Origin of the sequence: Humitalea sp. 24SJ18S-53, from assembly GCF_050632385.1 — a bacterium.
In the GTDB taxonomy this organism is placed as follows: domain Bacteria; phylum Pseudomonadota; class Alphaproteobacteria; order Acetobacterales; family Acetobacteraceae; genus Humitalea.
This window is the reverse complement of record NZ_CP192599.1, coordinates 1976940-2002821: the sequence shown is the minus strand read 5'-3', so window position 1 is coordinate 2002821 and position 25882 is coordinate 1976940. Positions and strand designations below refer to the sequence as shown.

Genomic DNA, 25882 nt, shown 5'->3' with positions numbered 1-25882 from the left:
CGAATTTCAGCAGCCTGTTAGAGTAAACCATACGGTAAGTATTTTCATGAAATTGTCCGCCTTGGGTGAACTCGATTCGTCGAGTTATGCATAAAAGGCAGCACACATGTCAGATTTCGCTGGTTTCGAGATGGCTTTCTGCCCAGATGGCGGGTGCGTTGGGTGTGGCGGCTGTAGTACGCAGATGAGAGATTACATAGAAAAATCCGACGCCTACAAAAATGATCCAGCCATCAAGAATTCTGAATATAATCCGACAACTGCGCCGCATGAGGTGGCAAGTCTTCTTTATGAGGGCTGGGCAGCGGCCTATTGGACCGGCGGAAAGCTTGCGACACCGACTGTTGTAACATATTCCTTTGCGACGACGGCTTCGAATTACCAGGGACTAGTCACTGGAGCGTCGTGGAATACGACCGGGGAGATGTTCGAATATTGGCAAAGCATCAAAATTGCTATTGACGCCGCAGCCGCCACCCATAGCGCAGCTACGGGCATCGAGCTTGTGTATGTAGACGACCCGACAAAGGCAGACATCAACTGGCGCTTTGAAACAGCTACGACCGAACAGCCTGGCGCAGTGTGGGCTCCCGGGCCCACGGATTTGTCAGGCGACATCTGGATTAACGGAAAATTTTTCGATTTTTACAAAAAAATGGACTTCCGGCCCGGCAACGAAGGCTTTCAGTTTCTCCTTCACGAGTTCGGCCATGCGATCGGGATGAATCATCCCTTCGCAGGAAAATTCTTACTTCCTGCCTATCAGGAAAATCGCGCCTACACGGTGATGAGCCACACTCTTGATCCGTTGGGGGCGATCAGTATCGCGGGTCTGAGGCCGCTCGATATCAACGCTCTGGGGTACATTTACGGAACTCAAGAAGAGCAAGATAGCGCACCAGTGAAATGGCGGCAGATGGCAGGCTCCGAAGGGGGGCTGGTCAGTACTGGTGGCGATGGGGACGAGCGCATTGTCGGCATCGGTGGCCGTGACTGGCAGATCGCTGGAGCAGGTGACGACACCCTGAGCGGCGGTCAGGGCAACGATATACTGGATGCCGGTACAGGCCAGAACATCGTACTGGGCGGCCAAGGAGTCGATACAATCGTCTTCGACCACAAGTTCACTTCTGGTGGGTATTCCCTGAACTACCGCCCAAACACGATTCAGTTGAATGATGATGGCGGTCAGGAGGGCATGCTCCAGAGCGATGATACATTCATCCATTTCACAGGGGTCGAGAAAGTCAGATTCTTGGATGGTGTGCTTGATCTACAGACCAACACCTTCACCCGTAGTGACATCACTACGCAGATTGATGGCATGTTCCGTCTTGCGCTAGGGCGTGCTGCGACCGATCAGGAACTTAAGCGATTTGGCGAAGCCATGGATCTTGAAGGGATCTCTGCAAAAGCCGTGTTTGCGGATATCGTCAAGTCGGACGAATGGGCGGCCAGGAACGCTAGTCTGACCCCTGGCGAGCTTGGAGATCGCCTGTTCCAGATCGTGTACGGGCACAATTCGCCGTCCTCGTCTGCTGATTCCTATAAGCCCTTCCTTACAAGCGTAGACGGCATCGCGGCTGTCCTGAACACGTTGAACGAATCCATGGTCTGGCGAGCCTCTCTCGGACTGAAGCCGATCATCGCCTTGAATGTGGACCACACGCCGTCTTCCGGCCACGTTTTCCTGGGGCACCAGACGCCGCAGACCATGGTTGGCACCGCCCTCGACGACTATTTTTTGGCGCGCGGCGGCGATAAGATTCAAGCGGGCGCAGGATCTGACACTTTGGGTCTGTCAGCGTGGTGGCAGGGCGCCGACGCGGCCCTGGCGCTGGAATCCGCCACGTCGACAGGTGGCCGCAGCGGGACGGTTCGGACGTCAACTGGCGAGTTGACATTCAAAGAGATCGAGAAGATCGCTTATCTCGACGGCGATCTCGTGTTCGGCCGCTCCGAACTGGCGGCTCAAGTCACCAGAATTTACTTGACGACCACAGGAAAAGCCCCAGACACCTTTGTTCTGTCCCAGGTCATCAAACAGATCAATACAGGCACCTATAGCACTTTGGAACTGGCGCAGGACCTGGTCCAATCAAATGCCTTCAAGTCATTTATTGGCGACATTGTCGGCATAACGGAAGCGGATGCCGCATCCCGACGTCCAGTGCTAATCGAAAATCTTTGGAAGTCCGCAACAGGGACGCAACCCGCCCTCTCCGAATGGGTTGCCATCCTCAAGGTGCATGGGAATGGGCTGACCGGTTGGCTGGTGGACTATCTCGCAAGCAGCGAAGCCGGTCGTGCAAAATGGGCGCCGATCACGGACCTCGGCGTCTTCGTGCTCGATGAGACGGCTTCGAAAATCAATGGGCTCTACCAGATCATCTTTGGAATCTCGGCAAACCGGGACGACCTTGCCGAGATGACTGCTCGCGTCCGCTTCGGTGGAGAGAGCCTTGCTGATCTGACCGCAGGGCTGTTGATCCAGCCCGGATCGATTGCTTACGGCATCGACAACGCCTCCTTCGTAGCGGCGGTGACCGCGCGGATCTACGGCGCCTCGCTAAGCGGAGATGCGCTGACGAACCTGGCTGGATGGTTGGATGATGGGAGCCTGACCAAGGCCGAGTTCATTTCATCTTTATCCTACCAGACCCTCGGATTTGCGGGAACCATGTCGGGGTCGAGCGCTTCCGATCTAGTGGTCGGCGGCCGGTTGGACGACTACATCCAGGGCTACGCTGGAGATGACGTGCTCATTGGCGGGGCGGGAGCCGATACATTGGACGGGGGATCGAATGTAGACTGGGCATCTTACGAAACATCGAACAGTTCTATTAAAGCCTCGCTCGGGGATGCGTCGATCAACACTGGAGATGCATCGGGCGATAGCTATGTCTCGATCGAAAACTTGCGCGGCTCGCTTTATGGTGACTGGCTTGGCGGCGACCGCTTAGACAATCGCCTAGAGGGGGGCTACGGTGACGACACGCTGACCGGGGGTGCTGGCGGAGACGTATTGGACGGCGGTGCTGGCTCCGACATCGCCTCGTATGTCGACTCCGCGACCGGTGTTAAAGCAAGTTTGAGCGCGCTTGCAGGCGATACAGGTGATGCCGCTGGAGATAAGTATATCTCCATCGAGAACCTCGAAGGCTCATCGTTCAACGACTGGCTTACTGGTGATGGCCAGAACAACAACCTGTATGGCCTCTCCGGAGATGACCGGCTTGAAGGGGGTGCCGGAGACGACACACTCTACGGTGGCGCCGGGGCAGACAAGCTGGATGGTGGAAGCGGGCGTGATGTCGCCTCGTATGAGACATCCGAGCTTGGCATCTTCGCTTCGCTTGCGAAGCCCTCCGACAACACCGGAGATGCTGCAGGCGATGTCTACATTGGCATCGAAATTCTGCGGGGCTCTCGTTTTGCGGACACGCTCGTTGGATCGGCTGCCGCTGATCGTCTCGAAGGTGGCAACGGCGACGACCTACTGATTGGGGGGGCAGGTGCAGATCAGCTAAGTGGTGGCGGAGGTATTGATACGGTTTCCTATGAGACAGCAAGCGAAGGCATCACCGTTTCGCTAGCAAAAAGTAGCATCAATACGGGAGATGCAGCTGGCGATGTCTACGCGTCTATCGAGAACGTACGCGGATCACGGTTCAATGACAACATCTTCGGGGCCACCCGCAGCGAAGTCATAGATGGCGGAGATGGGAACGATTATATTTATAGTGACTCTGGAGATGACACCATTATTGGCAGTTCTGGCAATGACACGATAGATGGTGGCGCCGGTATCGATACGATCGTCTATAATTTTGCCTCAACATCATCATCGTGGATTAAATTTCCTGACGGACACTATGAAATCACGAAGGGATCTTGGAAGGACGTAGTCGATGGGGTCGAGTTCATTAGATTTTCCGATGGCATTTTGGACCTATCAAATAATACCTTCAAGAAGGGGCAACTAGCTCAACTTTCTGTCGCAGTGGCCAACTCAACAACCTCCGAAGGCCAGAGCGGCAGCACGCCTTTCACGTTCACTGTGAACCGCATCGGCGATCTATCGGCAGATCATAGCGCGACCTGGTCGGTCGCGGGGATCGGTGCCAACCCGGCCAGCGCCTCCGACTTCCTGGAAGGAGTTCTCCCCAGCGGGCTTGTGAGTTTTGCCGTCGGTGAGACCAGCAAGACCATCACAGTCAACCTCGTCGGAGACACGCTCGTTGAAGCGAACGAAGATTTTGAACTTCTTCTGTCCAACCCATCCATCTGGGCTAGTATCACCAAAGCAGCAGCAGCGGGGAGCATCTTGAATGATGATGCAACGCTGTCCATGGCGACGAGCAGCGCAAGCAACTCCGAAGGCCAGAGTGGCATCACCCCCTTTACCTTTGTAGTGAATCGAGCGGGCGATCTGTCGGTGGAGCACCACGCCACTTGGTTCGTCATAGGCAGCGGCACCAACGCAGCTAACGCGTCCGATTTTCTGGGAGGGGATCTCCCACGAGGCCTCGTTACTTTTAAAGTCGGTGAATCCAGTAAGACAATCACAGTAAATGTCGTCGGTGACACTCATGTTGAAGCGAACGAAGGCTTCAATATCACTCTCACCGCGCCATCTAGCGGAGTGCGCATCGGTACCGCCAGCTCCAATGCCACAATCATCAACGATGACTTGGCGATCCTCAGCAGCAGCAGCACGGTCGACGCGGCCGAGGGTAACTCTGGCAGCACGCTGTTCAACTTCACCGTGACGCGCGGAGGCAATACCTCAGGCACAGCCAGTGCGAACTGGACGGTCTCGCCGACATCCGGCAGTACGCTGGTCGCGGCGGACTTTGTCGATGCCGTGCTACCAACGGGTACGGTCACCTTTGCGGCAGGGGAGACGATCAAAACCGTCTCCGTTAATGTGGTCGGTGACGCCGCAGTCGAGGCCGACGAAAGCTTCAACTTCACCTTGTCATCGCCGACGGTCGGGACAGTGCTTAGCATCAATAGGGCGACCGGGACGATCATTAACGATGACGTGGCGGCGCCAGCTCCGGTGCCGCACAGTGGCGGTGATGAACCGAATGGCGGGACAAGTTTCGACGCGCCCTACTTCAACATAGCCCCGTGGATGCTGAAAATCCGCGACTTGGGCCATGGCTTCCTGTCGGTTCAGGCAGAATCGTTCGACAACCGCACCCTGATCGGCCGCGAAAGCATCACAACCCAGGACGGTACAGTACAACTGCTTCCCGATCTGGGCGGTTTGTTCCGCGCCTCCACGGTCGATGACAACTATTTTTTGCTGGGCAGCAGTTATGTCGGACCTGTCGCCGGCCTGGAACGCCAGTTGCTCGGCAGTGATGCCAGCGACGTGTTCGCCGGTACTAGCGGCAATGATTTCATGAATTTGGGCAGCGGCGATGACGCAGCCAATGGTGGCGCCGGCAATGACGTGATCGACGGCGGCCTGGGCTCCAACTTCCTCAGCGGCGGTGCGGGCCAAGACACTTTCTTCGCTGACGGCCGAGGGGGCGGCGTGACCTGGACCACCATCGCCGATTGGGAGGTGGGGGAGCAGCTTTCGATCTGGGGATGGCAGCCCGGCGCCTCCCGCATAACATGGGTTGATTCCGATGGGGTGGGCGACTTCAAAGGGGTTACGATGCGTGCTGACCTGAACGGCGATGGCGAGATCGAAACTAGCGTTACTTGGTCCGGCAAGAGTGCGGCCGATGTACCGGCGCCGTTTGAATTCGACGGGCTGCTTTGGTTTATCGGATAAGCCCAATTTAGAGCGTGGTGCTTTTCTGCGGAATCGGGTTTCCGAAACGGGGCGAACTCTGATTCAACGTCTGTGCTGGGCGGAGGCCAGCACGGATGCGCCGCTATTCCGAAGATCTTCGAGAACGTGCTGTGTAGCGCGCCCAGGCTGGCGAGACGACCCGCGCGATCGCCGAGGCGCTCCAGATCAGCCCATCCTGCGTGTCGAAATGGCGCAAGCGGCTGCGTGAGACCGGGGCGCCGACACCTGACCAGATGGGCGGCCACAAGCCCCGGACCTTGGTGGACGCTTGTGCGGATTGGCTGCAGGCGCGTGTCGCCGCGGGTCCGTTCACCACCCGCGGCCTGACGGCGGAACTGGCGGCGCGCGGCATCAAGACGGACCGCCGCGCCGTGTGGGTGTTTCTGCACGCCGAAGGGCTGAGCTTCAAAAAAAAAAAATTGTGCTGCTGGCCGAGCAGTCACGCCCGGACATCGCCCGTAGCGACCTTCACCATGCGGATGCGCCCCTCATGCCAGACGATTTTCACCAGGTCGCCGCGGCGTCCGCGGAATACGTAGAGATCGCCGGCATGGGGTTCGCGGCCCAGCGCCTGCTGCACCTGCAGCGCCAGGCCGCTCATGCCGCGCCGCATATCCGTGTGGCCGACCGCCAGCCAGACCCGCACGCCAGAGGGGACCGGGATCATCCGCGCAGCGCTGCCAGAACGCGACGCAGGGCCACGGTGCTGATCCGATCGGTCACCCGAACCACGGTGCCGTCAGCCAGCACGATCTCGATGCGGGCATCTGCCTCGCTGTCAGGGTCCGTGCAAGTCGCTGCTGAGGCCGGGTCCGCCAGGCCGACCAACTCAGGCACAATGCGCAGCGGGACGAAGGCCGCTACATCTGCCGCAAGCCTGCCGCGCCGCAGCGCGTCCCGCCACTGCCACAGCAAGCCACGGCTGACATCGTGCCGACGCGCCACCTCGTTGAACCTGGCACCGGGCTCGTCGAGTTCGGCCAGGATCCGCAGCTTCTCCTCAGGCCGCCAGCGACGGCGCCGCTCGACGCCAGTGATGATCTCCATCCCGCAACTACCCTCTGCCCTTAACGGCGCTCGAAAGAACGCCCGTAAGATCAAAAGACAGGCTCAGCGCTATCGCGGTAGGCGGCCCTCGCCGGATGGGTACGACGGGGTAGGACATACGTACTTGTGACAAAGGTCGGCACCGCGAGATCGACCTGCCGCGCCCCTTCCTCGCGCGGTTTGGCCTTGCTGAACTTCACCGTCCAGCGCGAGTGGCGGTCCTTCCGGCGCAGTTCGGCAGGCTGTTCCGACAAGCCTTGCGGGATGCGACGCGGCGCGAGGCCCGCTGCCCCTACGGTACCGCGATCACCGCCAGGTGGTCACGGATCAGCGCCGCCTCGGCCGGCGGCATCAGTTCGGCCCATGACGCGACCTCGCGCAGCCGACCCGGGTTGCGCCGGACCAGCTCGGTCTTCAGGTAGGGAAAGCCCATCTTCTCGACCAGGACACGCCACAGATGATGCGTGGGGTTCAGCGGGTAGCGCCAAGGTGGGCCTCCGGCGAAGCGAGGGCCTAAGGCGATGCGCGCCGTGTCATCGACCGCGGCGCAGACCGCGTCATAGCCGAACAGGGCAGCGCAGCGATGCCCGTCGCGCAGCATGCGCCGGGTCAAACCGATTTCGCCGCGCTGCACGGTTCGCCATTTGCTGCGGCTGTCGCGCAACCCGGCCAGGTGATCCAGCATGCAGGTCACCGCCCCATCGCCCCGCGCAAGCAGCGCATAGGATTGCAGGTGCGCGCCGCCACCCAGGCTGCCGGTCATGCCGAACAACCCCTCCCCGCCGGCGCGCCAGGCCGCGACCAGCGGGGCCAGCGGACGAAACGGTCCCAACACACTGTCATTGGCCAGCAGCAGTTCGGTAGGCCGCGGCAGCCGGGCGAGCGCCACGGCGGCCCCATCGCGCCAGGCGCCAAAATCGCGGCCAGTGTTGCGGCGGCGGACTCGCAGCACCGTATTCGCGGCGATCGCGGCCCAGTCCTCGTCCGGCGGATCGGCATTGCTGATGAAGACCACGTCAAAGCCGCAACCGTGCCAGATCGCGACCTGGCGCCGCACCATCTCCGAAATCCGCCCGCTGGCTGACCAGTGCAGATAGAGCGCCAGGGAGCCGCCACGCGACGGGCGGTGCCCTTCGGCGACCTCCTCCACCCCGCCACGCAACGGTGCCAGGCGGTCCAGCACGCAGGCACTGCCGAGTTCGAAGGCGACCTGCGACGCGCGATGCAGGTAGGCCAAGGGCGAGTGCACCGCGAGGCCGTGCAGCGCCCGCGGCATCGCCCGCGGCGCCCCGCTGCGGAGCGCCCCGAGATCCTGCAACGCGAGGACGCTCATGGCGCCGCACGGCGCATGACGCGCTTCAGGTCCTCGATCATTTCTCGGTATAGCGCTGGGGCGCGCGACTGCACGATGCGATGCCAAGCAACCAGATCGTGCAGTCGGGTCGGATCGTCGCGTAGCAGTTCGCGCTTGATGAAGGGTCCGCCGGCTTCGGCCAGCATCAGCCACATATCGATCACGGGATTCATCGCGATGCGCATCCGGGCGGCATGCTCGGCGCGCTCCGCCGCGTGCAACATCAGCGCGCCGAGCGAGTGCCGCGGTGGCGCGTCCTCTTCCGCGGCGGCATCGAGGATCGCCTCCGCGCGCCGCATCAGGTTCTGGTAATCGAATACCGCGGCGCAGCGCAGGCCGCCCGCCTGCATCGCCTGCGTCATCCCGATTTCGTAGTGGCGCACCACGGCCCATTTCGAACGCACGTTGCGCACCTGGCGCCAGAACGCGGCGAAGCGCGGATTGGCTAGCGCGGTGGGGCCGAAGGCGACCAAGTAGCTTTGCAGATGGTAGCGAGTCTGCCAGCTGTCGGTCACACCCCAGACATCGGCGGCGGCAAAGTCCATGCCATCGAAAAGCGCGGACAGCGGCGATACCGGGCCATAGACGCTGTCATTGGCCAGTACGACTATGGCGGGGCGGTCGGCGCCCATGTCCAGGCTGAAGATGCCATCGCGATAGGCGGCGAAATCATAGCCGCGATTGTCGCGCAGCAGGATGCGGACGCAGCGGCCGGTCAAATGCGCCAGGCTTTCGGCGCAGAGCGGCGAATTGCTGACGAAGACGATGCAGAATCCTTCGGCGGTCAGCGCGTCGAGGTAGCGGCGGGCATGGGCGCGGAGCACGCCGCCGCCATCATAATGCACGAAGACGCAGACCTTGTCGCTCAACGGTCCCCGGCCCGCGATGGTCTCGCGGATGCAGGGCACGGTATCGCCCTTCGCCAGCCAGAACGCGACATCGGCGGAGACGCCACGCCACAGCCTATTCGAGAGCGCGCTGGCCCGCCGCATCTGGTGCCGGAACACACTCACGATAAGGGCCTGCACGGAAACCCCGCGATTTCGGCCACCGCCGCTTGCGCCGAATCGCGCAGCGCCTCAGCCTGCGTATCGTCCCCCGTCAGCCGCAGGGCTAGCGCCTCGGCCTCCGTCGCCGGCCAGTACAGGACCGTGGCGGGGCTTTTCTGACCGGCGGCGAAGCCACGCAGCAGCGCGTCACGCAGCGCCCGCAACCCGTCGCGCGCCGCATCCCAGCGGCCATCGGGGGTCTGCAGTTCCAGCACCGCGCGGCAATAGGCGATCGATGCGTCGGCCTGTGAGATCGGCGCCGCATCGTCGATGTTGTGCCAGTCCCGCCCCAGGGCCGCGTCAATGCGCCGTGCCTCATTCAGCGCGCCGCCGTTCACCAGCGGGACGAAGCATCCCCGGGCGGCCAGCACGGCATGGCGCTGGCCGCCGGTCGCGACCAGCGCCGTGATGCGCTCCGCGATCCCGGCCTCGCCGCGCAAGGCGGCCAAGATGATCAGCGCCTTCTCCGCGGCGAAGCCCACCTCCTCGGCATCGCCATCGTCAGACCCGATGGCGCGCAGCGCCGTGCGCAACCGCAGGGCAGCGGTGGCGGCGCTAGAAAGGAGGGCCTCGGCCGGCTCTCCGCGCTGCAAGGCATCCAGCCCCCGGTGCAGCAAGATCCCGCCCATGCAGACCGGCTCCCGCAGCACGAGCTCCTCGAGCGTCGGCGCGCAGGGCGCCCCATCGTGGGCCAGGCTTTCGAGACCGCGTCCAAAGCGCGCGGTCACCGCCGCATCCAGCACGGCCCAGGCGGAGGCGGCGCCGGTCGTATCACCCGCGCTCGCGCATTCCCGATAGAGCCGCGCCCCCAGGCCGAGGCCAAGATCGGAGCCTGCTGGCACCGCCGCCGAGGCAGCCCTGAGCCAAGTTAGATAAGGCCTGCGGTCGCCCTCGATACCACGCGGCGGGGCACCGACGATGGCGACAAGCTGAGCCCCCTCCCGCCAAACGCGCAGTGTGACAAAACCGGCGCGACGCAGCAGCATCGCAAGGCTTTCGGCAGTCTGGAGCACCACGTGCCAGCCCGCCGAAAGCAGCGGGACCAGCAGGCCCTCGCTGGTCCCGGGGGTGATGCACTCCGCCGCCGGCGTGGTCAGCACCAGCGTGCCCCCGGGGCGCAGCGCGCGGTGCAGCGTGTTCAGTAAGGCGAGCGGTTCGGCGACATGCTCAAGCACTTCGGAGGCATACACTACGTCGAACTGCTCGGTAAGCGGATCGTCGGGCAGCAGGTAGCGTGGCTCAATCGGCAAGCTGAGCAGGTCGCGCCCCACCGCGGCGAAAGGTGATGGGTCCAGGCCCAGCACGTCCCAGCCGAGCGCGCGGCGCGCGACGTCCAGGCCGATGCCAAAACCGCAGCCGATTTCCAGGTAGCGCGTGCCTGGCGGGCGGCCCAGCGCGGCCAAGCGCACAGCCATCCCGCCCATGTTGGCGCCCTGCTGCAGATAGAAGGCGAGCGCCGCGCCGCCACCCGGCGGATCATTACCATAGTCGCCGACCGGTAGATCCTCGAAGAAACGCGCGGTGCAGGCATCGCAGGCCAGCAGCACAAAGGACCCGCCGCGCGGCGCAGCGGCCCGCAAGACCGGCCGCCGGGCGATCTTGGTGCCGCAATTCGGGCAGGACAGAGACGGCCCGTTCGGGGCTTGCGTCGTCTGCCAATGAAGCGAGGTCATATGCATATCCATTAAGGCTCGCCGTCGCGGAAAGCGGTCCAGGGCACCGGCCCGCGGGGCAAGACGCTGGGCCACAGGTTCTGCGTGTTGATAACCACCCCTTGCGTGTGGTGCCAAGGCCCGGCCGGTCCCAGGCGATGGCGGGTGGGCGAATCACCGCCCGCGTCGGCCCCGGTCGGTCGGCGTCTGTGAGCGCTTGGCTATGCGTGACGACGTGGCCTCGGGTCGCATGCCCGCATGCCATCGCATAGAGATTGGAACCTTAACACGAAGCAGCCGCCCAAGCTGAGAATCTGGATAGAGAGTCAGAAGATTCGTGTTTCACCCTAAATACTACTGCGTCATAAAAAGCTTGCCCAATTCTTTGCTGCTTTCGTATGCGTAGAGTTTCTCACGCGTATAGACGGCGCGTGACTCTCTCCTTCTCACTGGGCGACAGTGAATCGCGGTTTACGGCCTATATCGAGGCACTTGGCGCAGCCCTTGGCCATGCCGACCGCGTATCACCGATTCGGCGCTACTGCGCCGGACTGCTGCTGCAGGGCGATCGCAAAAGCATCGAGCCGACGGCAGCCAGACTCGAGCTCGGACGGGCCCAGGCGACCCACTAGTCGCTGCACCATCTGATCGCCAAGGTCGACTGGTCCGATACGGCGGCGATCGCCGGTGTCGGACGTGGCGCGCCCACCAACTGCGCCAGCCGCAGCGTGGCTGGCGCAGTACCCCAGCCGATGCGCCTGATCGGGCAAGAATCTGTCCTTCCACCTCGCTGTCAACGCGGCCGCTAAGGAGTCAATATTTTCCGCCAAGCGCCCGCCGCCCATCCCCTCGTGCGCCACAGTCACCAGGGATGCCGACACCCTCTGGCGCCCCTCGTCCGCATCGGGCCGGGCAGAGCGGCGAATTCCCGCACGACGTAAAGCCATCTCTACATCGCCCACACCACAGACGCTGACGGCCACGACCCAGGCGAACCTCACGCTTTTGCCACAATCGCTCGTTTGATCATGCCGACAGCCAGCCCCGGTTTGGTGGCGAAACCCGGGGCCTCCGGCACTTAGGCCGCCGCCAGCCGAGCATTGTCGTCTGTTCAGGCCTTGGGCAGATATCGCGCACGGTCTATGGTGCGAGCGCTTGGGCGCGGTGCTTTAGCTGTGCGATTCTACCAAATGGGGACTTGCACATGAGCATGCGCAGCAATCATTCTCAGTTTCGGCAAAGTAGGAGAGCACAAAAGTGAGCGATTGGGATCTTGGCGCAGACGGACTAATCCAGCTCGATCCGGTTGTTAGTTTTGCTGCGGGCGTCGCGTCGGGCTACTCACAGGGGCCATTGGTGATGCTTCGGGTAGAGAGCGTTCTCATGAACGACTTGGCCGCAAAAAGTAAATTTGACCAATTTTTACTTTCACCTCAACAGGCCGCCAAACTTGCGGAGATGTTGGCGACCACCGCGCGAAGCGCAATGATTTCTTCGCAGTAGAAACATTAAGTGTAGAATTCGCGAATTGATCTGACGGTCGGTTGGCAGGCTGCTGACAATCCCCTCGCCGTGTGTGCGCTGAAGTGATTCACTGTCTCTGGCCTTTGGTTGGGGAGGTGTGAATTGTAGAAGTAGCGACTTGATCTGATAGATCGGTTCGATCAGGCGTGGTAGAGGTCCGCCGGATCGCAACTGTCGGCTGGGACCGCTATGCGACCCTCGCCAGGTTCTGCTTTTCGTGTGCCATGTCGGCGCTGTCGAGAAAGTCTGCATCGGGGTCTTGCCAGAGCACCAGCGCCCCTGGTGGGTGCCATCCGCCAACATGCGGTGCAGCACGACGGCGAGCTTCCTGGCCAGCGCCACCTTGGCCTTGCGCATGACCGGCATGATCTTGACGACGCTGCGCACGTGACGGGTTTCCAGAAGTTCGACCGGCAAGCCGGCCGTCCGCAGCGCCGCATGGAGCCATTACGACAGCGGACCGGCCATTGGTCTCTTTGTCGGCCTTGGCCTTCTCCAGCGCCACCAACTGGCTTTCGATCAGCACGCCGCCGTCCTGGGCCATCCCGGCCTCCAGGGCGCGCAGCCGCTTCTTCACGGTCTCCAGGTCGTGCCGCAGCCAGATGCTGCGGATCCCGAAGGGCGAGACATCCGTGCCACGCTTCTTCAACTCATTCGCGGCGCGGGCCTGGCCCCAGGCAGGCTCGTCGATGGCCATCGCCACCACGGCTGCTTCCACCTCGGGGGCGACCCGGTTCTTCAGGTTCGGCTTGGACTTGGTGATCTCGGCCAGGGCAAGGTCACCGCCCTTCTCGTAAAGATCGCGGAAGCGATAAAAACTGTCGCGGGAATAGCCCATCACCCGGCAGGCCTGGGTCACGCTACCCAGTTGTTTCGCCAGTTCCAGCAGGCCAACCTTGGCCTTGATCACCTTCGCTCGGTCATCGTCATGGCGGTCTCTCCGGTGAACCGGCCGGGGCGCTGCGCTACGCCTTGGGCTTCGCGCCCCGGCCTCCGACCCCACCGATTCCGTCCGACCGTCAGATCACGTCAAGACTCCTACACGTCAGAACCGCCGCGGTGGCGACGGACAGCACGAATTCCCTTCCCCACAAGGCGCAGCCGAAGCCCATTTCAGCCGAAGCCGACACGCCAAGAACAACAAGATGAACGTTGCTCAGATGGGGTAACGGGCAGGTCGCCAGAGTAGCTGGCGGGGGCGGTCGTCCCTCAGTGTGATGGTGTCATGGACGGGGTCGGGCGCAGGGCCCGACCGGAAATCCCGCTCCACACCAACGGCTCGAAGACCGACATCCGCTGCCAGGTCACCAAGCGCAAGATCAGCGGCGGCACGCACAGCGCCGCCGGCCGCGACTGCCGCGATGCCTTCCTGAGGCTGGCCAAGACCTGCGCCAAGCTTGGCGTCAGCTTCTGGGACTTCTGGGACACCGGCTCAGCGTTGCCGGCACCGCCATCGTCCCCGCCCTGCCAGACCTCGTCAGGCTGCGCGCCTCCGCCTGAACGCCCAGGGTTTTGCCCGGGTTACCCGCAGAGATCGGATTACTGTTCACGGAACGCGCGGTGGAAACTGTCGAGCACCGGCTGGATCATGTAGCGCAGGAACGACCGCTCGCCCGTCTGGATCTGCGCCTCGACCGGCATGCCCGGCACCAGGGTGACACCGGGCAGGCCGGCCAACTGGCTCGGGTCGATGCTGACCAGCACGCGGTAGTGGAAGGCCCTGCTGCGTTCGTCAAAGGTCGCGTCGGGCGCCACATGGGTCACATGGCCATGCAGGAAGGGCACCAGCCGCTGCTTGAAGCCAGGCAGCCGCACCTCCGCCTGCAGCCCGGGATAGACCACGTCGATATCGGTCGGTTGCAACTGCACCTCCGCCACCAGGCGGTCGCGCGCCGGCACCAGTTCCATCAGCGGCTCACCGGCGCGAACCACGGCGCCGATGTTGAAGACCTTCAGCCCGATGATGGTGCCGGCCTCAGGCGCCAGGATGTCGCGCCGGGTCGAGACATCCTGCGCCATGCGCAGCCGTTCCTCGGCCTCGTTCAGCCGCGTGCGCACGTCGCGCAATTCGGTCGCGGTTTCCTGCAACCGCTGGTCCTCGATCTGGCGCGCCTGGTTGCGCGCCTCCTCGATGGCGCCGGCGGCGCGCTCGATATCGGCCTGGCCCGCGGAGATGCGCTGTTCCTGTTCGGTCGCACTGCGCTGCAATTGCAGCAGGCGCGGCCGCTGGATCAGCCCCTGGCCCACCAAGGGCGCGATATCGCGTTCTTCCTGGCGGAAGGAGCGCAACTGGGTTTCCGCCGACAGCACCTGGCTGGCGGCGCCGGCACGCACCGAATTCTGCTGCGCCGCACGCGATTCCAGCACCTGCAACTGGCTGAGCAGGGACGCCCGCCGTGCCTCGAACAGCGCGCGCTGGCCGGCCACGGCCTCCATCGCGCGGACATCGGTGCTGGCGGACAACTCGTCCGGGAAGGCGATGGCGTTGACGCCGGCCAGTTCCGCCCGCGCCCGCGCATCCTGCGCCAGCAGCGACCAGCGGCTGGCGCGCATGGTTTCCAGGTTGGCGGCCGATTGCGCGTCATCCAGCCGGACCAGCACCTGGCCCTCCGTCACCCGGTCGCCGTCATGCACCAGGATCTCGCGCACGATGCCGCCTTCCAGGTGCTGGATGGTGCGGCGGCTGAATTCGCTGCGGATGGAGCCCGCGGCGATCGCGGCCTCGGCCAGCGGCGCCATCACCGACCAGGCGGCGAAGCCACCGAAGAACAGCACCACCACGGCCAGGCCGAACAGGCTGGCCCCGCGCGTGCGCGGCCCCGGCGTGTCGAGCACGATATCCGGCGGCAGCGGGCGGGACAGCGCGGGCAGCCGGGCGGCGCGCTGGGCCACGATCTCGGCGGTGCTCATGCCACGCCCTCCTTGCTGGCGGGGGGTGTGGCGGGAGGCCGGCCCGCGGAGGGCACGGCGGCGATCGCCGAGGTCGGGCGCGGCGCGCCCATCAATTGCCTTAGCACATCGGCGCGCGGCCCAAACATCTCGACCGCGCCATCCTTCATCAGCAATACACGGTCGACACCCTGCACCAGAATCGGGCGGTGGCTGACCAGCACGACCGTGGTGCCCTGGTCCTTCAGCTTCTCCAACGCGCCCACCAGCCGCGCCTCGGCGTCACCGTCCAGGTTGCTGTTGGGCTCGTCCAGCACGACGAACTTGGGCGCACCGAACAAGGCGCGCGCCAGGCCGATCAACTGGCGCTGGCCGCCGGACAGATGCTGCCCGCCCTCCCCGATCTCGGTGTCGTAGCCATCGGGCAGGCGCAGGATCATCTCATGGCAACCGGCCAGCATGGCGGCGGCGAAGACGGGCTCGGGCTCGGATTCCGCCATGCGGGCGATGTTGCGGAACACCGTGCCGTCGAACAATTCCACATCCTGCGGCAGGTAGCCGATGTGGCGGCCGAAATCCTCACGCATCCAGGTATGCACATCGGCGCCATCCAGGCGCACGGCGCCGCTCGTCGGCGCGGTCACGCCGATCAGCAGCCGGATCAGCGTGGTCTTGCCCGCCGCCGACGGCCCGATGATGGCCAGCGACTGCCCAGGCTCCAACGCGAAGGCGACGCCCTTGACGATCGGCATGGCCATGCCCGGCAGCCCGAAGGTCACCCGTTCGACGCTCAGCGCGCCTTTTGGTTCCGGCAGCGGCATCCCCGGCGGGCGCAGCCGCGGCATCGCCATGAAGCCGGACAGCCGGCGATAGGATTGGCGGGCCGACACCAGCCCCTTCCAGCCACCGATCAACTGCTCCACCGGGGCCAGCGCCCGGCCCATGATGATCGACCCCGCGATCGAGGCGCCGGAGGTCAGTTCCTGCATCAGCACCAGATACGCGCCGACCCCCAGGATGCCGATCTGCACCGCGAGCCGAATGAACTTCGTCGTCGCCGTCATCATCGCGCCGCGATCGGCCGCCAGGGTCTGCGGCGGCACCGCCTCGGCCACCGCCTCGCGCCAACGGCGCATCACGGCCGGGCCCATGCCCATGCTGTCGATCACCTCGGCATTGCGCCCGATCGCATCGGCGCGGCGCTGGCTGGCGATGCCGGCCGTATTCGCCTGCCGCAACAGGTGGGAGGTGACCATCTCGTTCACCATGGTCAGCGCGAACAACAGCGCCGCACCGGCCAGCGCGATCCAGCCCATCACCGGATGCAGCAGGAAGATCACCGCGAGGTAGACCGGCACCCAGGGCACGTCATACAGCGCCAGCGCCCCCGGCGACCCAAGCCAGCCGCGGCAGATCGCAAGGTCGCGCAGCGCCTCCATCCGGTAGGGCCGGCCGCGCAACTGCGCCTCGATCGCGCGGGAAAAGCTTTCGGGGGCCACGCGCTGTTCGATCCAGGCGGCGACCCGCTGCATGATCAGCGACCGCACGGCCTCCAGCAGCGCCAGCACCAGGATCGCCAGGATCGCGATCAGCGTCAGGAAGTACAGCGTGTCCATGCTGCGGGTCGCCAGCACGCGGTCGAACACCTGCATCATGTAGAGGCTGACGGTCAGCTGCAGCAGGTTCACGATGCCGCTGAACAGCCCCACCGAGAACAATTGCCGGCGACAGGACGCCACGGCCCGGCTCAGCGGCATCATCGGCGCCTGGCCCATCGGCTCTGCGCGTGCGGCCAGCGCCATCAGACGCCGCCCTGGGGGCAACGGGTGCTGGCGGGCTGAACCTGCCCTAATAACGCTTGCATCATGTCCTCCAAGAGAAATTTTCTGAAGTCAGCGATATGTATTTTGACTTAACGCGCGTAATTGATTATTATTTTAATTTTCTGAGTAATATAAATATATTAATATTGTGAATGTAAAATTTTTTTAAATTAAAAAACACCACAATATTGTTGATTTGATATTTTTGATCGAAAATATTAAATAACTATGATCAAAGAACATCTTTTGTAATGGGGTCTATTTTTGATATTTTAAATATCTTTCAAGCGTGGATCTGAACATCCACTTGACACATAACTTGGGAAGCGTCCTAAAGGACGTTTGCCTCGGGCCAGCTGGACGAGACGTAAATAAAGTTTCCAATGCTGATCTGAGATTCGACAATACCTGAGGTGGCACCAACAAGAAGGCCAGCTATGCGCTCAAATCCGGCCCTATCGAAGCGTTTGGCCGGGTCGACGAGCTCGGCAACCATCACTGGCAGCCCATCAGTAGGCGCCGTCCTCGATATCCACATCCTGACTGCCAGAATCTCAACATCTTAGCTGCTCACTGGGCGCTCCTTCCCCGTTCATTACGACGCTCCAAACAATGCACGCGCAGGGGTTGCCAAAGGATCAATCTGGCGATCAATCGTTCGATGTGCGACTGGCGCGAGAGCAAAACTCGGCGCGGCAAGCTGGTCGGATCGTGATTGACGGCGGAACGGAGGTCATCTCCAGCGCGATCCTCACCTGGGCCGTGGAGGACGCCGCGTCGCGGGTGAGCGCCCTGTGGGCGGCCGCGGGCCCCTCCTACCTCGCCGCAATCGCGGCATCCCAGAGCGTCCTGCGGGCGGGGCGCGGCCTACATTAGCGGCTAACGTCGTCTTTTGCGCCGAGACCGCTTCGTGGATGGACGTCGCCGACTGACGCATCGTCAACGAGATGCTGACGACCGCCGTGATCGCTGTGTGCCGTAAGCATCCGCCGAGGGCGGCGGCGCGGTGCGGATCAGGCGGCAGCGGCGTCTTTGGCCTGATCACCCCTCCAGTTCGGCCTCGCGCCGAGCCGGTTTCTCTGCCGCCAGCCCTGCGCGCAGGGCTTCGATATCGTGGGACAGGCTGTCCGGCGGCGTCATGCCGATGATGGAATCACAGACCGCCTGCGGCAGGTAGTCGCAAGTCGCCGCGGCGTTGATCTATCCTGCGACCTCCGGCCGCCAGTTCCGCTGCGGGTTCCGCCAGTCAACTCCATCGAGCATATCGGCCAGCTGCGAGCCGGATATCGACACCGATCCGTCGGCGGCCGAGGGCCAGATGAACCGGCCGCGCTCCAAGCGTTTCGCATAGAGCGATTTGCCGAGCCCGTCATTCTAAACGATTTTGACCAGGTCGCCGCGGCGTCCGCGGAACATGTAGAGATTGCCGATATGGGGATCACGCCACCGGGCCTGCTGCACCTGTAGCGCCAGGCCGTTCATGCCGCGGCGCATGCCGGTGTGGCCGACCGCCAAGCAGACCCGCACGCCGGACGGAACCAGGATCATCCGCGCAGCGCCGCCAGGATGCGACGCAGGGCCGTGGTGCTGATCCGGTCGGTCACGCGCAGCGCGGTGCCGTCAGCCAGCACGATCTCGATGCGCTCGTCCGTCTCGCCGTCAGCATCCGGGCAAGCCGTCTGTGGCGTCGGTTCCGCCAACTCGGATATGACGCGCAGCGGAAAGAAGGCCGTTACATCTGCCGCAAGCCTGCCGCGCAGCCGCGCATCCCGCCACTGCCACAGCAAGCCACGGCTGACATCTTGCCGACGCGCCACCTCGTTGAACCTTGCACCGGGCTCGTCGAGTTCGGCCAAGATCCGCTGCCTAACACCGTCGGCGCCAAGGAAACGCCCCGCCAGCAACGGCGGGGCGCTTCTTCGTTTCGAGATTAATCTACCGGTGGCACGGGCGCACCCGTCTCCTGTGCCCTAACCGCCCGGCTGTCGGCCCGACCGTGCGGGGCCGCGGGTCACCTCGCAGTCAGGCCGCGGCGGCAAGGTCGGCTGCGGTTGACGACGCGCCGGGGTCGACCCCACCGCGGGTCATCGGCGACAGACCTTGGGCCAACCTCCAGGGCAACTCGAAGTCCGCGGGGATGGCCCAATCCGCCCGCAGCACCGCCAGCCAAGCCGCATCGGAACCGCTCCAGGCGAGTCCGCCGTAGGGATCAGAAACGTCGGAGTAAGAGCCGCCGACGTGATCTTGGATTTCCGTTAGCATTTTGCCTGTCCTCCTGCCCCAAGTTTTTGGGGCGACTGTGGCGTGGCGGGATCAGCCAAGCCGTTCGGTACACTCACATAGACATACTTAATCAAGGTTGAATGACCGCGACGCAGCTCTCGATGCTGCTCGAAGGCCTCGACTGGCGCATGCCCGCCTGGACCGGGCGGCTGCAGGCGACGGTGTAGCTGATCGGTCATTGCAGCGCCCGTTGCGTTGCGTAGAATCGCGATGTGCAAGCCGCGTCGTTCGACACGCCGGACACCGAGATCGCAGCGCTCCGCGCGCTACTGTCGGAACGCGATACGGTGCTGGCCGCGGCGCCTGGTGGCTGAGCCGCCTGGCCGAGGCGATCGGCGACTATGCACTGCGGCACGGCATCATCTGGACCGACGACACACCGCTCGCCGTGCTCGCACCGGGGCGCTGCCGGACGCGCGAGGGGCGGTTCTGGGTCTATCCCATCGACCCGCGGCCCTGGAAGGGCCAGGGGCCGCCTGTGGCACTCTACCGCTACTCGCCTGACAGCAAAGGCGAACGACCACGCGAGCACCTACAGGATTTTGAGGGCTGGCTACATGCGGATGGCTACACGGGCTACGATGCGCTGACCCTGCCGCGCGGTAACCGCCCGCCGCAAGTCCTCCACGTCACGTGCTGGGCACATGACGGTGTCGGCCAACCATTCGGCCAACTCGCCGACGATGTAGCAGCGCCTTCTGTCGGACAGCATGCGCGGCCGGTACCGCACACGGGCCTGGTCGCAGCCGGAGGCGGTGAGCGTCAGTTCCAGTTTCTCGGTGACATCACAGGCGGCCATGCTGACGCAGAGCTTCCAGGCGATCACATAGCGCGAGAAATCATCGAGCACGGTGGACAGGTATAACCATCCCCAGCGTATGACCTTGAGGTAAGTGAAATCCGTCTGCCAGAGCTGGCTCGGCGCGGTGGTGTTGCTGTAGAATTCATCGGCCGCCTTGCCCACGATGAAGGCCGGGATCAAACAGCTAGTGAGCAGGTCATGCGCCTTGAGCAGGCGATAACCCGTCGCGCCGTTCGGTTCTCTCGCAAGGCATGATTCTAGCTGGAGGCAGATGGAGGCATAGGGAGTTTAGACGCTACCGCATCGTAGAGAACACCATCCGAATCAGTGCCACAGTCAGTGCGTCGGTCGGCCGGTCACTGCAGTAGACTGCCAACCACGCGTGTATGCCAGGACGATCAAATGCGGCCAGCGGGTCGGTGCCGATTTGCACCTGCGTGCTGGCCGCCATCGCGCTCGCGAAGCCGAACGCCCATTGCTCCAGGCCGCCGTCATATCGCGCCGTCTCCATCCATTCGGCACACGTGACGCCAGCGCCCATGCCGATCATCGTGAGACGAGGCGCTTGTTCGGCCGACGAAGCCGATACCAGCAGCAGTATCGTGCCGGCTATTGCTGCCTGCAGCGTCAGTCTAAATGGGCACATAGCGCTTGCCTTGCTGACAGACGACTAGGATGCAAGAGGTTGCCAGCCGGGCAGCAAGTCTGGCGGTTGCCCCGGCGCGAGCAGGACCGCCCGCTCCACCTGAACTGTTAAGTCCGCAGGCAAATGCGTAACCGCGCCGATGACGAACCGCTCAACGATAATAGAAGTTACGCCAAACAGTGGGACATCGACGTAAGGTCCTGCATCGGTCGACACATTAGCCCGACCAACCAGACGTCGCGCACCGTCCGAGTCCGCGTAAACCTTCATCGCAATTCCCTTCGTCTTGACCTGCTGCCGGTTAGATGGACACCGAGTTTAGCCTGAACTGGCCAAGCGCTCGAACTGCATAGGGCTGAGATATCCGATGGTCGAGTGTCGTCGCCTGGGGCTGTCGAAGCGTTCGATGTAATCGAACACGTCGGCCCGAGCTTGGTCGCGGTTGCGATAGACGCGGACCCTGACACGTTCGGCCTTGAGCGACGAAAAGATAGCCTGCTGCCGGTTTGGTGGACACCGAGTTTAGCCTGCCTCTGGAGCGGCCCCCAATTCGACCGGACAGGCGGCATAGCCTGGAGGGCCTAGGTTCAAGCCTAGGCGCACGCCTATGTCGTGAGGTTGAGGTTGCCTCGTTTCAGTGGACGGTTTTCGGGCTTGCGGGCTACGTCTCGATCAGGACTGCCTCCTGCTCAGCTTCGTAGGTCATGGGGGATCGATAGCCCAGGCCTGAATGCAGTCGCACCGGGTTGTACCAGCCCTCGATCTAGCTGAAACACGCCATCCGTGCCTCCGCCTGGGAGGCGAAGCGTCGGCGGCTCGGCAGTTCCGCCTCCAGCGTCGAGAAGAAGCTTTCGGCCATAGCGTTGTCATAGGCGTCGCCCGCCTAACCCATCGACGGCCGCACTCCAGCCTCTCCGCAGCGCTTGCCGAAGGCGACGGAGGTGTATTGGCTGCCCTGGTCGCTGTGGTGGATGACGTTGCTGGGGCGGCGCTGGCCGACGGCCGCCTCCATCGCGTCGAGCACCAGCTCCGTCCGCAGGTGATTGGCCATCGACCAGCCGACAATCTTGCGGCTCCACGCATCCAGCTCGACGGCGAGATACAGGAATCCCGCCGCCGTCGACACATAGGTGATGTCCGCCACCCAAAGCTGGTCCGGACCCGAGGCCATGAAGTTCCGGTCCACCTGGGCGAGGCCGGGCGCGTCCACGCAGATGCGCTATCTTGGTCGAGGCACCGGTCTCGTCGATGAAGACCAGGCGTTCGGGATCAAGGTCGGGCTGCGCGTCGAACCAAGCGTGTCGCAGCGCTGCGACGTCGGGCCGTGCCTGCTCGCTGGCGTACGTCGGTTTTTTAAGGGTCATGGCGCGGCGGTCGAGGAAGCGCCAGATCGTACAGGGCGCGAAGGCTGCACCGTGGAGGCTGCACCGTGGCGGTCATGCAGCAGCTGCGACAGCTCGACCAGGGTGATGTCCACCTGGACCTCGACCGCGACCAGGGTGATGACGCGATACGCCTCGATGCGGTGGTAGCGCAGGTCGCCACCACGGGGCTTGGCGCGCGTTGCTCCGGTGGCGTGCCATTCGCGCAGCCAACGACTGGCGCTGGCCACCAAGACACCGAAGCGCCCGGCGGCACCGGGCCGTGACATGCCGCCGTCGACTGCGGCGATCAGTCAGGAACGAAGATCCCCGGACAGGGATTTGGTCCTGCCTGCTGGCCTCCATGCCCAGCAGGCGGGGTGAATCAGATTTCGCCCGAGCAGGGAAGCCCAAAGAGCAAGAACGTTCGACTTTTGCTCCAGTCAGTTTATCTGTGTACGTCCGCGGTCTATTGAATTTGCATGGCCAATTCAAAATTCATGTCATCATCACCACAAGTATCTTGGAAATATGATAAATATTTTTCAAATCCTATTCTATCAGAAATCCATTCGATCCAGAAAAATCCGAGCCATTGGATGATGGGTGTGGACCCATAAGAACCGCAAGGAGCGAGGCAAGTGCCTCATCTGCCAAAGGCAGGTCTTTTTCACGCGCGTAATTTGCCAAATTCTCTATGAGGTCAACGATTTGGTTGGATGGGCCTTTTTGGCGCTCAACGCTCAACATATTTACGCTCCGCGACAGCGATTTTTGGGGAAGTTTGTAAGCCCTTTTGACAATATGAGTGTAACCATTAACAGGTTGTGTAACGCAAACTTACACACCTAATGCGTGCGCATCGAAGTGCTCATTAACCTGTTGAATTGTAGGCACCAATCGAAACACGCGGTCGAAAGATTTCAATCACGATATATTTCAAATGGCGATTCTATCTTGTGCTTCCATCGCCAGATGATCCGCCGCTCACGAAATACGTGAACGCAATTCGAGTCGAATACCCTGGGCGCGCGACGCTTCAAGATGTAAAAAAAATTGTGCGCTCGATCGAGCCATCGGAGCTCATCCCGAGTCTCAGATTGCGCGTTGAAGTATTTCAAGAAAGGTTTGCGGGATATTGCTGCCAGATGATCCAGAAACGGTCGCTGACGCATTGGAGCGGATCGTTCAATCAATTCTTGCCGACATTCCGATGGAAAATCGGCCGAACGTTGCTGCCGTTTTATTTGATGAGATAAAGATAGTTTTCGAAAATGCCCCGGTATGTGGATTGGCCGTGCAAGACGTGGCAGTTCGCGCCGCGCTGATAGCTGCCGTCGCACGGGTAACCGCCAACGTCGGCTGAACGGACATCACGCCTACCCAGGCCGCGGACAGGAAGCAAAAGCCAATGTCCCGCCCAACACCCAAGGGGCAGCCCTAATACCAACTCCCCCGGCCCGTGACTCACAATGGGGATTCCCCGACGCGGGGCTGATGTGATTCAAGCTGGTGATCCTTGGAGGCTCGCCATGCCGCCCCCCATTGCCCCTCGTACCGACTTTAACGCCGCCGAGCTTCGCCGCTTGGCGCGGCGTAGCAAGGACGCGGCCCAGGCCCGCCGCCTGCTGGCCCTGGCGGCGATCTATGACGGCGGCCCTCGATCTGAGGCGGCGCTGATCGGAAACGTCACCCTGCAAATCGTCAGGGACTGGGTGGTACGGTTCAACGCCGAAGGGGCGGCGGGGCTAATCGGCCGCCGCGCGCCGGGCCCGACGCCGCTGTTGACCGACACACACCGCCAGGCCCTGGCAGCCCAGATCGACCGCGGCCCGATCCCTGCGATCCACGACGTAGTGCGCTGGCGGCTGTGCGATCTCGGCCAATGGCTATGGGAGGAGTTCCGCGTCTCAGTCTCGATGCAGACGCTGAGCCGGGAACTGCGCGCCCTGGGCTATCGCAAGCTCTCGGCCCGGCCGAAGCATCACGCCCAGGCGGTCGGCGCCATCGAGACATTTAAAAAAACCTCCCCGCCACGCTGGCGGGCATCGCGCGTGAGCAGGACATCAGCCTCGACGCGGTAGAAATCTGGTTCGCCGACGAGGCGCGCATCGGCCAAAAGAACAGCATCACCCGCCGATGGGCGCGGCGCGGAACCAGGCCCTGCGCCGCAGGTCCAGCGCTATGCTTCGACCTATATCTTCGGCGCCGTCTGCCCGCGCGAGGGGTCTGGCGCTGCCCTGGTCCTGCCCTTCCGCAACACCGCGGCGATGAACCTGCATCTGACCGAGATCAGCACCAATGTCACCGCGGGCAAGCACGCCGTGCTGCTGCTCGACCAGGCCGGCTGGCACCTCGCGGGCGACGTAGCCGTGCCGGACAACATCACTCTGCTGCCGTTGCCGCCGAAATGTCCGGAACTGAACGTAATGGAGAACGTCTGGCTGTTCATGCGCAACAACTGGCTTTCCAACGGGGTCTTCCAGAACCACGACGACATCGTCGCTCACTGCTGCCACCACTGGAACCGCCTCATCGACCAGCCAGGGCGCATCATGTCCATCGGTCTGCGTGAGTGGGCACATCGGTTCTGATCAATGGGAGTGTCGATGCCTTCGCCAAGGTTCTCGGAGATGTGTTCGGGGGCATCCCAGGCGCCACCGTCGCCTGCGTGCAGGATATAGGTGTCGTCACCGGCGCCGCCGATGAGCTGGTCGGTGCCCGATCCACCATCGAGGATGTCGTCGCCAGCATAGCCGTAGAACAGATCGTCGCCGGCCAGGCCGGTGAGCGTGTCGGACTGCGTCGTGCCGCCGATCTGCTCGTCCTGGGCCGCGCCGGTCGCGAGCAGGCCCGTGTTCAGGTCCCAGATGGTCCCATCGTCGAAGACGACACGCTCAAGGCGTCGGCCGATGTCGCTGCCACCGCCGGAGAGTTGCGGGGCGTAGAGCTCGACATGGCTGGAGCTGCCATCCGCGGCTGCGCAGCGTCTAGGTGTTTGGTCCCGGGATGAGGTGACGCGGATTGAGATTGAAGATTTCGGGTGATGTCGTCCATGCGTGGCAGACCGCTTCGAATGGGGTCTTCCACCGTATGGCTTTGAGGTGCTTGGCAAAATTGTATGCCGACACGAAAGCAAGGACGTGGGCTTTGAGGCTTTCGAAGTCGGGATAGTGGAACGCCTTGATGGTAGCGTCCTTGACGGTCCGGTTCATGCGTTCGGCCTGGCCGTTGGTCCAGGGATGGTATGGTTTGGTGAGCTTATGCTCGATGCCGTGCTCGTTGCAGACGCGGTCGAAGATGTGGTCGCCGAGAGATCGCCTGGTTGGCCCGGCGCGGTTCTTTGGCAGATCGGCGAAAGCCATGCCGTTGTCGGTCAGCACGGTGTGGATGGCATACGGCAGCAGCTTCACGGCCTGGCATCGAACAACCAGCGATCCAGCCGTCTGAACCTCGCTAGGCCCTCAATTCCTAAGCGGCAGGCTTCGAGAAATGATGCTTCCTGAAGGAAATCCTTAACCACTCGACGCTCACTTTAAAGTGATCGGAGGGGAATTCATCCCGTTGCCGATGTACAAGAGAGACAAAATGACTCCCATCACTGTCCCCGTCACCACTCCCACTCCCCCCAAGATCG

The 25882-nt window shown here is 62.8% G+C and carries 16 protein-coding genes and 11 pseudogenes; 7 read left to right on the top strand and 20 right to left on the bottom strand.

Features of this window, described 5'->3' with window-relative positions; all coding sequences use genetic code 11:
- Nucleotides 1-106: 106 nt before the first annotated feature.
- Together ACQW02_RS09665 and ACQW02_RS09660 are read left to right on the top strand one after the other, a co-directional pair.
- Nucleotides 107-5794: a Calx-beta domain-containing protein gene (locus tag ACQW02_RS09665; protein ID WP_431285045.1), complete on the top strand. Its 5688-nt coding sequence runs from the start codon at nucleotides 107-109 to the stop codon at nucleotides 5792-5794.
- A gap of 167 nt (nucleotides 5795-5961) precedes the next feature.
- A complete protein-coding gene (locus ACQW02_RS09660; RefSeq protein ID WP_431285883.1) occupies nucleotides 5962-6354 on the top strand; it encodes a hypothetical protein in 393 nt (130 codons plus the stop codon).
- Here ACQW02_RS09660 and tnpB (ACQW02_RS09655) read toward each other — a convergent pair.
- The 5 genes from tnpB (ACQW02_RS09655) to ACQW02_RS09635 all read right to left on the bottom strand — a co-directional run bounded on the left by tnpB (ACQW02_RS09655) (nucleotide 6255) and on the right by ACQW02_RS09635 (nucleotide 10938).
- Nucleotides 6255-6482 (bottom strand): IS66 family insertion sequence element accessory protein TnpB, encoded by a 228-nt coding sequence (tnpB, locus tag ACQW02_RS09655; protein WP_431285044.1) that lies wholly within the window; start codon nucleotides 6480-6482, stop codon nucleotides 6255-6257. The two genes, ACQW02_RS09660 and tnpB (ACQW02_RS09655), sit on opposite strands and share 100 nt — an antisense overlap.
- On the bottom strand, nucleotides 6479-6862 hold the full coding sequence (gene tnpA, locus ACQW02_RS09650) for an IS66-like element accessory protein TnpA (RefSeq protein WP_431285043.1): 384 nt from the start codon (nucleotides 6860-6862) through the stop codon (nucleotides 6479-6481). Before tnpA ends, tnpB (ACQW02_RS09655) begins: the two co-directional genes overlap by 4 nt.
- Nucleotides 6863-7154: 292 nt before the next feature.
- Nucleotides 7155-8195, bottom strand: coding sequence for a hypothetical protein (locus tag ACQW02_RS09645; RefSeq protein ID WP_431285042.1), 1041 nt, complete (start codon nucleotides 8193-8195; stop codon nucleotides 7155-7157).
- Entirely contained in the window at nucleotides 8192-9229 is a 1038-nt protein-coding gene (locus ACQW02_RS09640; RefSeq protein WP_431285041.1) for a rhamnan synthesis F family protein, read from the bottom strand. The genes ACQW02_RS09645 and ACQW02_RS09640 overlap by 4 nt, the downstream gene beginning before the upstream one ends.
- Entirely contained in the window at nucleotides 9226-10938 is a 1713-nt protein-coding gene (locus ACQW02_RS09635) for a class I SAM-dependent methyltransferase (protein WP_431285040.1), read from the bottom strand. The genes ACQW02_RS09640 and ACQW02_RS09635 overlap by 4 nt, the downstream gene beginning before the upstream one ends.
- A 377-nt stretch (nucleotides 10939-11315) precedes the next feature.
- Here ACQW02_RS09635 and ACQW02_RS09630 point away from each other — a divergent pair.
- A pseudogene (locus ACQW02_RS09630) lies at nucleotides 11316-11609 on the top strand (transposase); the annotation flags it as partial.
- Nucleotides 11610-11846: 237 nt separating this feature from the next.
- On the opposite strand, the pseudogene ACQW02_RS09625 reads toward ACQW02_RS09630, so the two are convergent.
- A pseudogene (locus ACQW02_RS09625) lies at nucleotides 11847-12061 on the bottom strand (IS701 family transposase); the annotation flags it as partial.
- 113 nt (nucleotides 12062-12174) lie between these two features.
- Here ACQW02_RS09625 and ACQW02_RS09620 point away from each other — a divergent pair.
- Entirely contained in the window at nucleotides 12175-12420 is a 246-nt protein-coding gene (locus ACQW02_RS09620; RefSeq protein WP_431285039.1) for a hypothetical protein, read from the top strand.
- A 378-nt stretch (nucleotides 12421-12798) separates the two neighbouring features.
- On the opposite strand, the pseudogene ACQW02_RS09615 reads toward ACQW02_RS09620, so the two are convergent.
- The 7 genes and pseudogenes from ACQW02_RS09615 to ACQW02_RS09585 all read right to left on the bottom strand — a co-directional run.
- Nucleotides 12799-12906 (bottom strand): annotated as a pseudogene (locus ACQW02_RS09615) (IS110 family transposase); the annotation flags it as partial.
- A pseudogene (locus ACQW02_RS09610) lies at nucleotides 12905-13351 on the bottom strand (helix-turn-helix domain-containing protein); the annotation flags it as partial. The pseudogenes ACQW02_RS09615 and ACQW02_RS09610, both read right to left, overlap by 2 nt.
- 629 nt (nucleotides 13352-13980) lie before the next feature.
- The gene (locus ACQW02_RS09605) at nucleotides 13981-15351 is read right to left on the bottom strand and encodes an HlyD family type I secretion periplasmic adaptor subunit (RefSeq protein ID WP_431285038.1); all 1371 of its coding nucleotides are present in this window, start codon (nucleotides 15349-15351) and stop codon (nucleotides 13981-13983) included.
- Nucleotides 15348-17132 (bottom strand): type I secretion system permease/ATPase, encoded by a 1785-nt coding sequence (locus tag ACQW02_RS09600; RefSeq protein WP_431285037.1) that lies wholly within the window; start codon nucleotides 17130-17132, stop codon nucleotides 15348-15350. The genes ACQW02_RS09605 and ACQW02_RS09600 overlap by 4 nt, the downstream gene beginning before the upstream one ends.
- Nucleotides 17133-18353: 1221 nt before the next feature.
- A pseudogene (tnpB, locus tag ACQW02_RS09595) lies at nucleotides 18354-18635 on the bottom strand (IS66 family insertion sequence element accessory protein TnpB).
- Nucleotides 18636-18697: 62 nt separating this feature from the next.
- A complete protein-coding gene (locus ACQW02_RS09590) occupies nucleotides 18698-19009 on the bottom strand; it encodes a hypothetical protein (RefSeq protein ID WP_431285036.1) in 312 nt (103 codons plus the stop codon).
- A 166-nt stretch (nucleotides 19010-19175) separates the two neighbouring features.
- Nucleotides 19176-19415, bottom strand: coding sequence for a hypothetical protein (locus tag ACQW02_RS09585; RefSeq protein ID WP_431285035.1), 240 nt, complete (start codon nucleotides 19413-19415; stop codon nucleotides 19176-19178).
- A gap of 331 nt (nucleotides 19416-19746) precedes the next feature.
- Here ACQW02_RS09585 and ACQW02_RS09580 point away from each other — a divergent pair.
- Nucleotides 19747-20022: pseudogene (locus ACQW02_RS09580) on the top strand (IS66 family transposase); the annotation flags it as partial.
- A 72-nt stretch (nucleotides 20023-20094) separates the two neighbouring features.
- On the opposite strand, the pseudogene ACQW02_RS09575 reads toward ACQW02_RS09580, so the two are convergent.
- The 5 genes and pseudogenes from ACQW02_RS09575 to ACQW02_RS09555 form a co-directional block, all read right to left on the bottom strand.
- A pseudogene (locus tag ACQW02_RS09575) lies at nucleotides 20095-20466 on the bottom strand (DDE-type integrase/transposase/recombinase); the annotation flags it as partial.
- Between the two features lie 67 nt (nucleotides 20467-20533).
- A complete protein-coding gene (locus ACQW02_RS09570; RefSeq protein WP_431285034.1) occupies nucleotides 20534-20884 on the bottom strand; it encodes a hypothetical protein in 351 nt (116 codons plus the stop codon).
- A 318-nt stretch (nucleotides 20885-21202) separates the two neighbouring features.
- Nucleotides 21203-21382, bottom strand: a pseudogene (locus tag ACQW02_RS09565) (IS3 family transposase); the annotation flags it as partial.
- Between the two features lie 163 nt (nucleotides 21383-21545).
- Nucleotides 21546-22088: pseudogene (locus ACQW02_RS09560) on the bottom strand (IS3 family transposase); the annotation flags it as partial.
- A gap of 156 nt (nucleotides 22089-22244) precedes the next feature.
- Complete coding sequence (locus ACQW02_RS09555; protein WP_431285033.1) at nucleotides 22245-22535, bottom strand: hypothetical protein; 291 nt, start codon at nucleotides 22533-22535, stop codon at nucleotides 22245-22247.
- A gap of 848 nt (nucleotides 22536-23383) precedes the next feature.
- Here ACQW02_RS09555 and ACQW02_RS09550 point away from each other — a divergent pair.
- Nucleotides 23384-23611 (top strand): hypothetical protein, encoded by a 228-nt coding sequence (locus ACQW02_RS09550; RefSeq protein WP_431285032.1) that lies wholly within the window; start codon nucleotides 23384-23386, stop codon nucleotides 23609-23611.
- 166 nt (nucleotides 23612-23777) lie between these two features.
- A pseudogene (locus tag ACQW02_RS09545) lies at nucleotides 23778-24839 on the top strand (IS630 family transposase).
- Here the strand turns inward: ACQW02_RS09545 and ACQW02_RS09540 are convergent.
- Together ACQW02_RS09540 and ACQW02_RS09535 are read right to left on the bottom strand one after the other, a co-directional pair.
- Nucleotides 24752-25012 carry a hypothetical protein gene (locus ACQW02_RS09540; RefSeq protein WP_431285882.1) on the bottom strand — a complete coding sequence of 87 codons (261 nt, stop codon included), beginning with the start codon at nucleotides 25010-25012 and terminating at the stop codon, nucleotides 24752-24754. The pseudogene ACQW02_RS09545 and the gene ACQW02_RS09540 sit on opposite strands and share 88 nt — an antisense overlap.
- 223 nt (nucleotides 25013-25235) lie before the next feature.
- Nucleotides 25236-25661, bottom strand: a pseudogene (locus ACQW02_RS09535) (integrase core domain-containing protein); the annotation flags it as partial.
- Nucleotides 25662-25882: the final 221 nt, after the last annotated feature.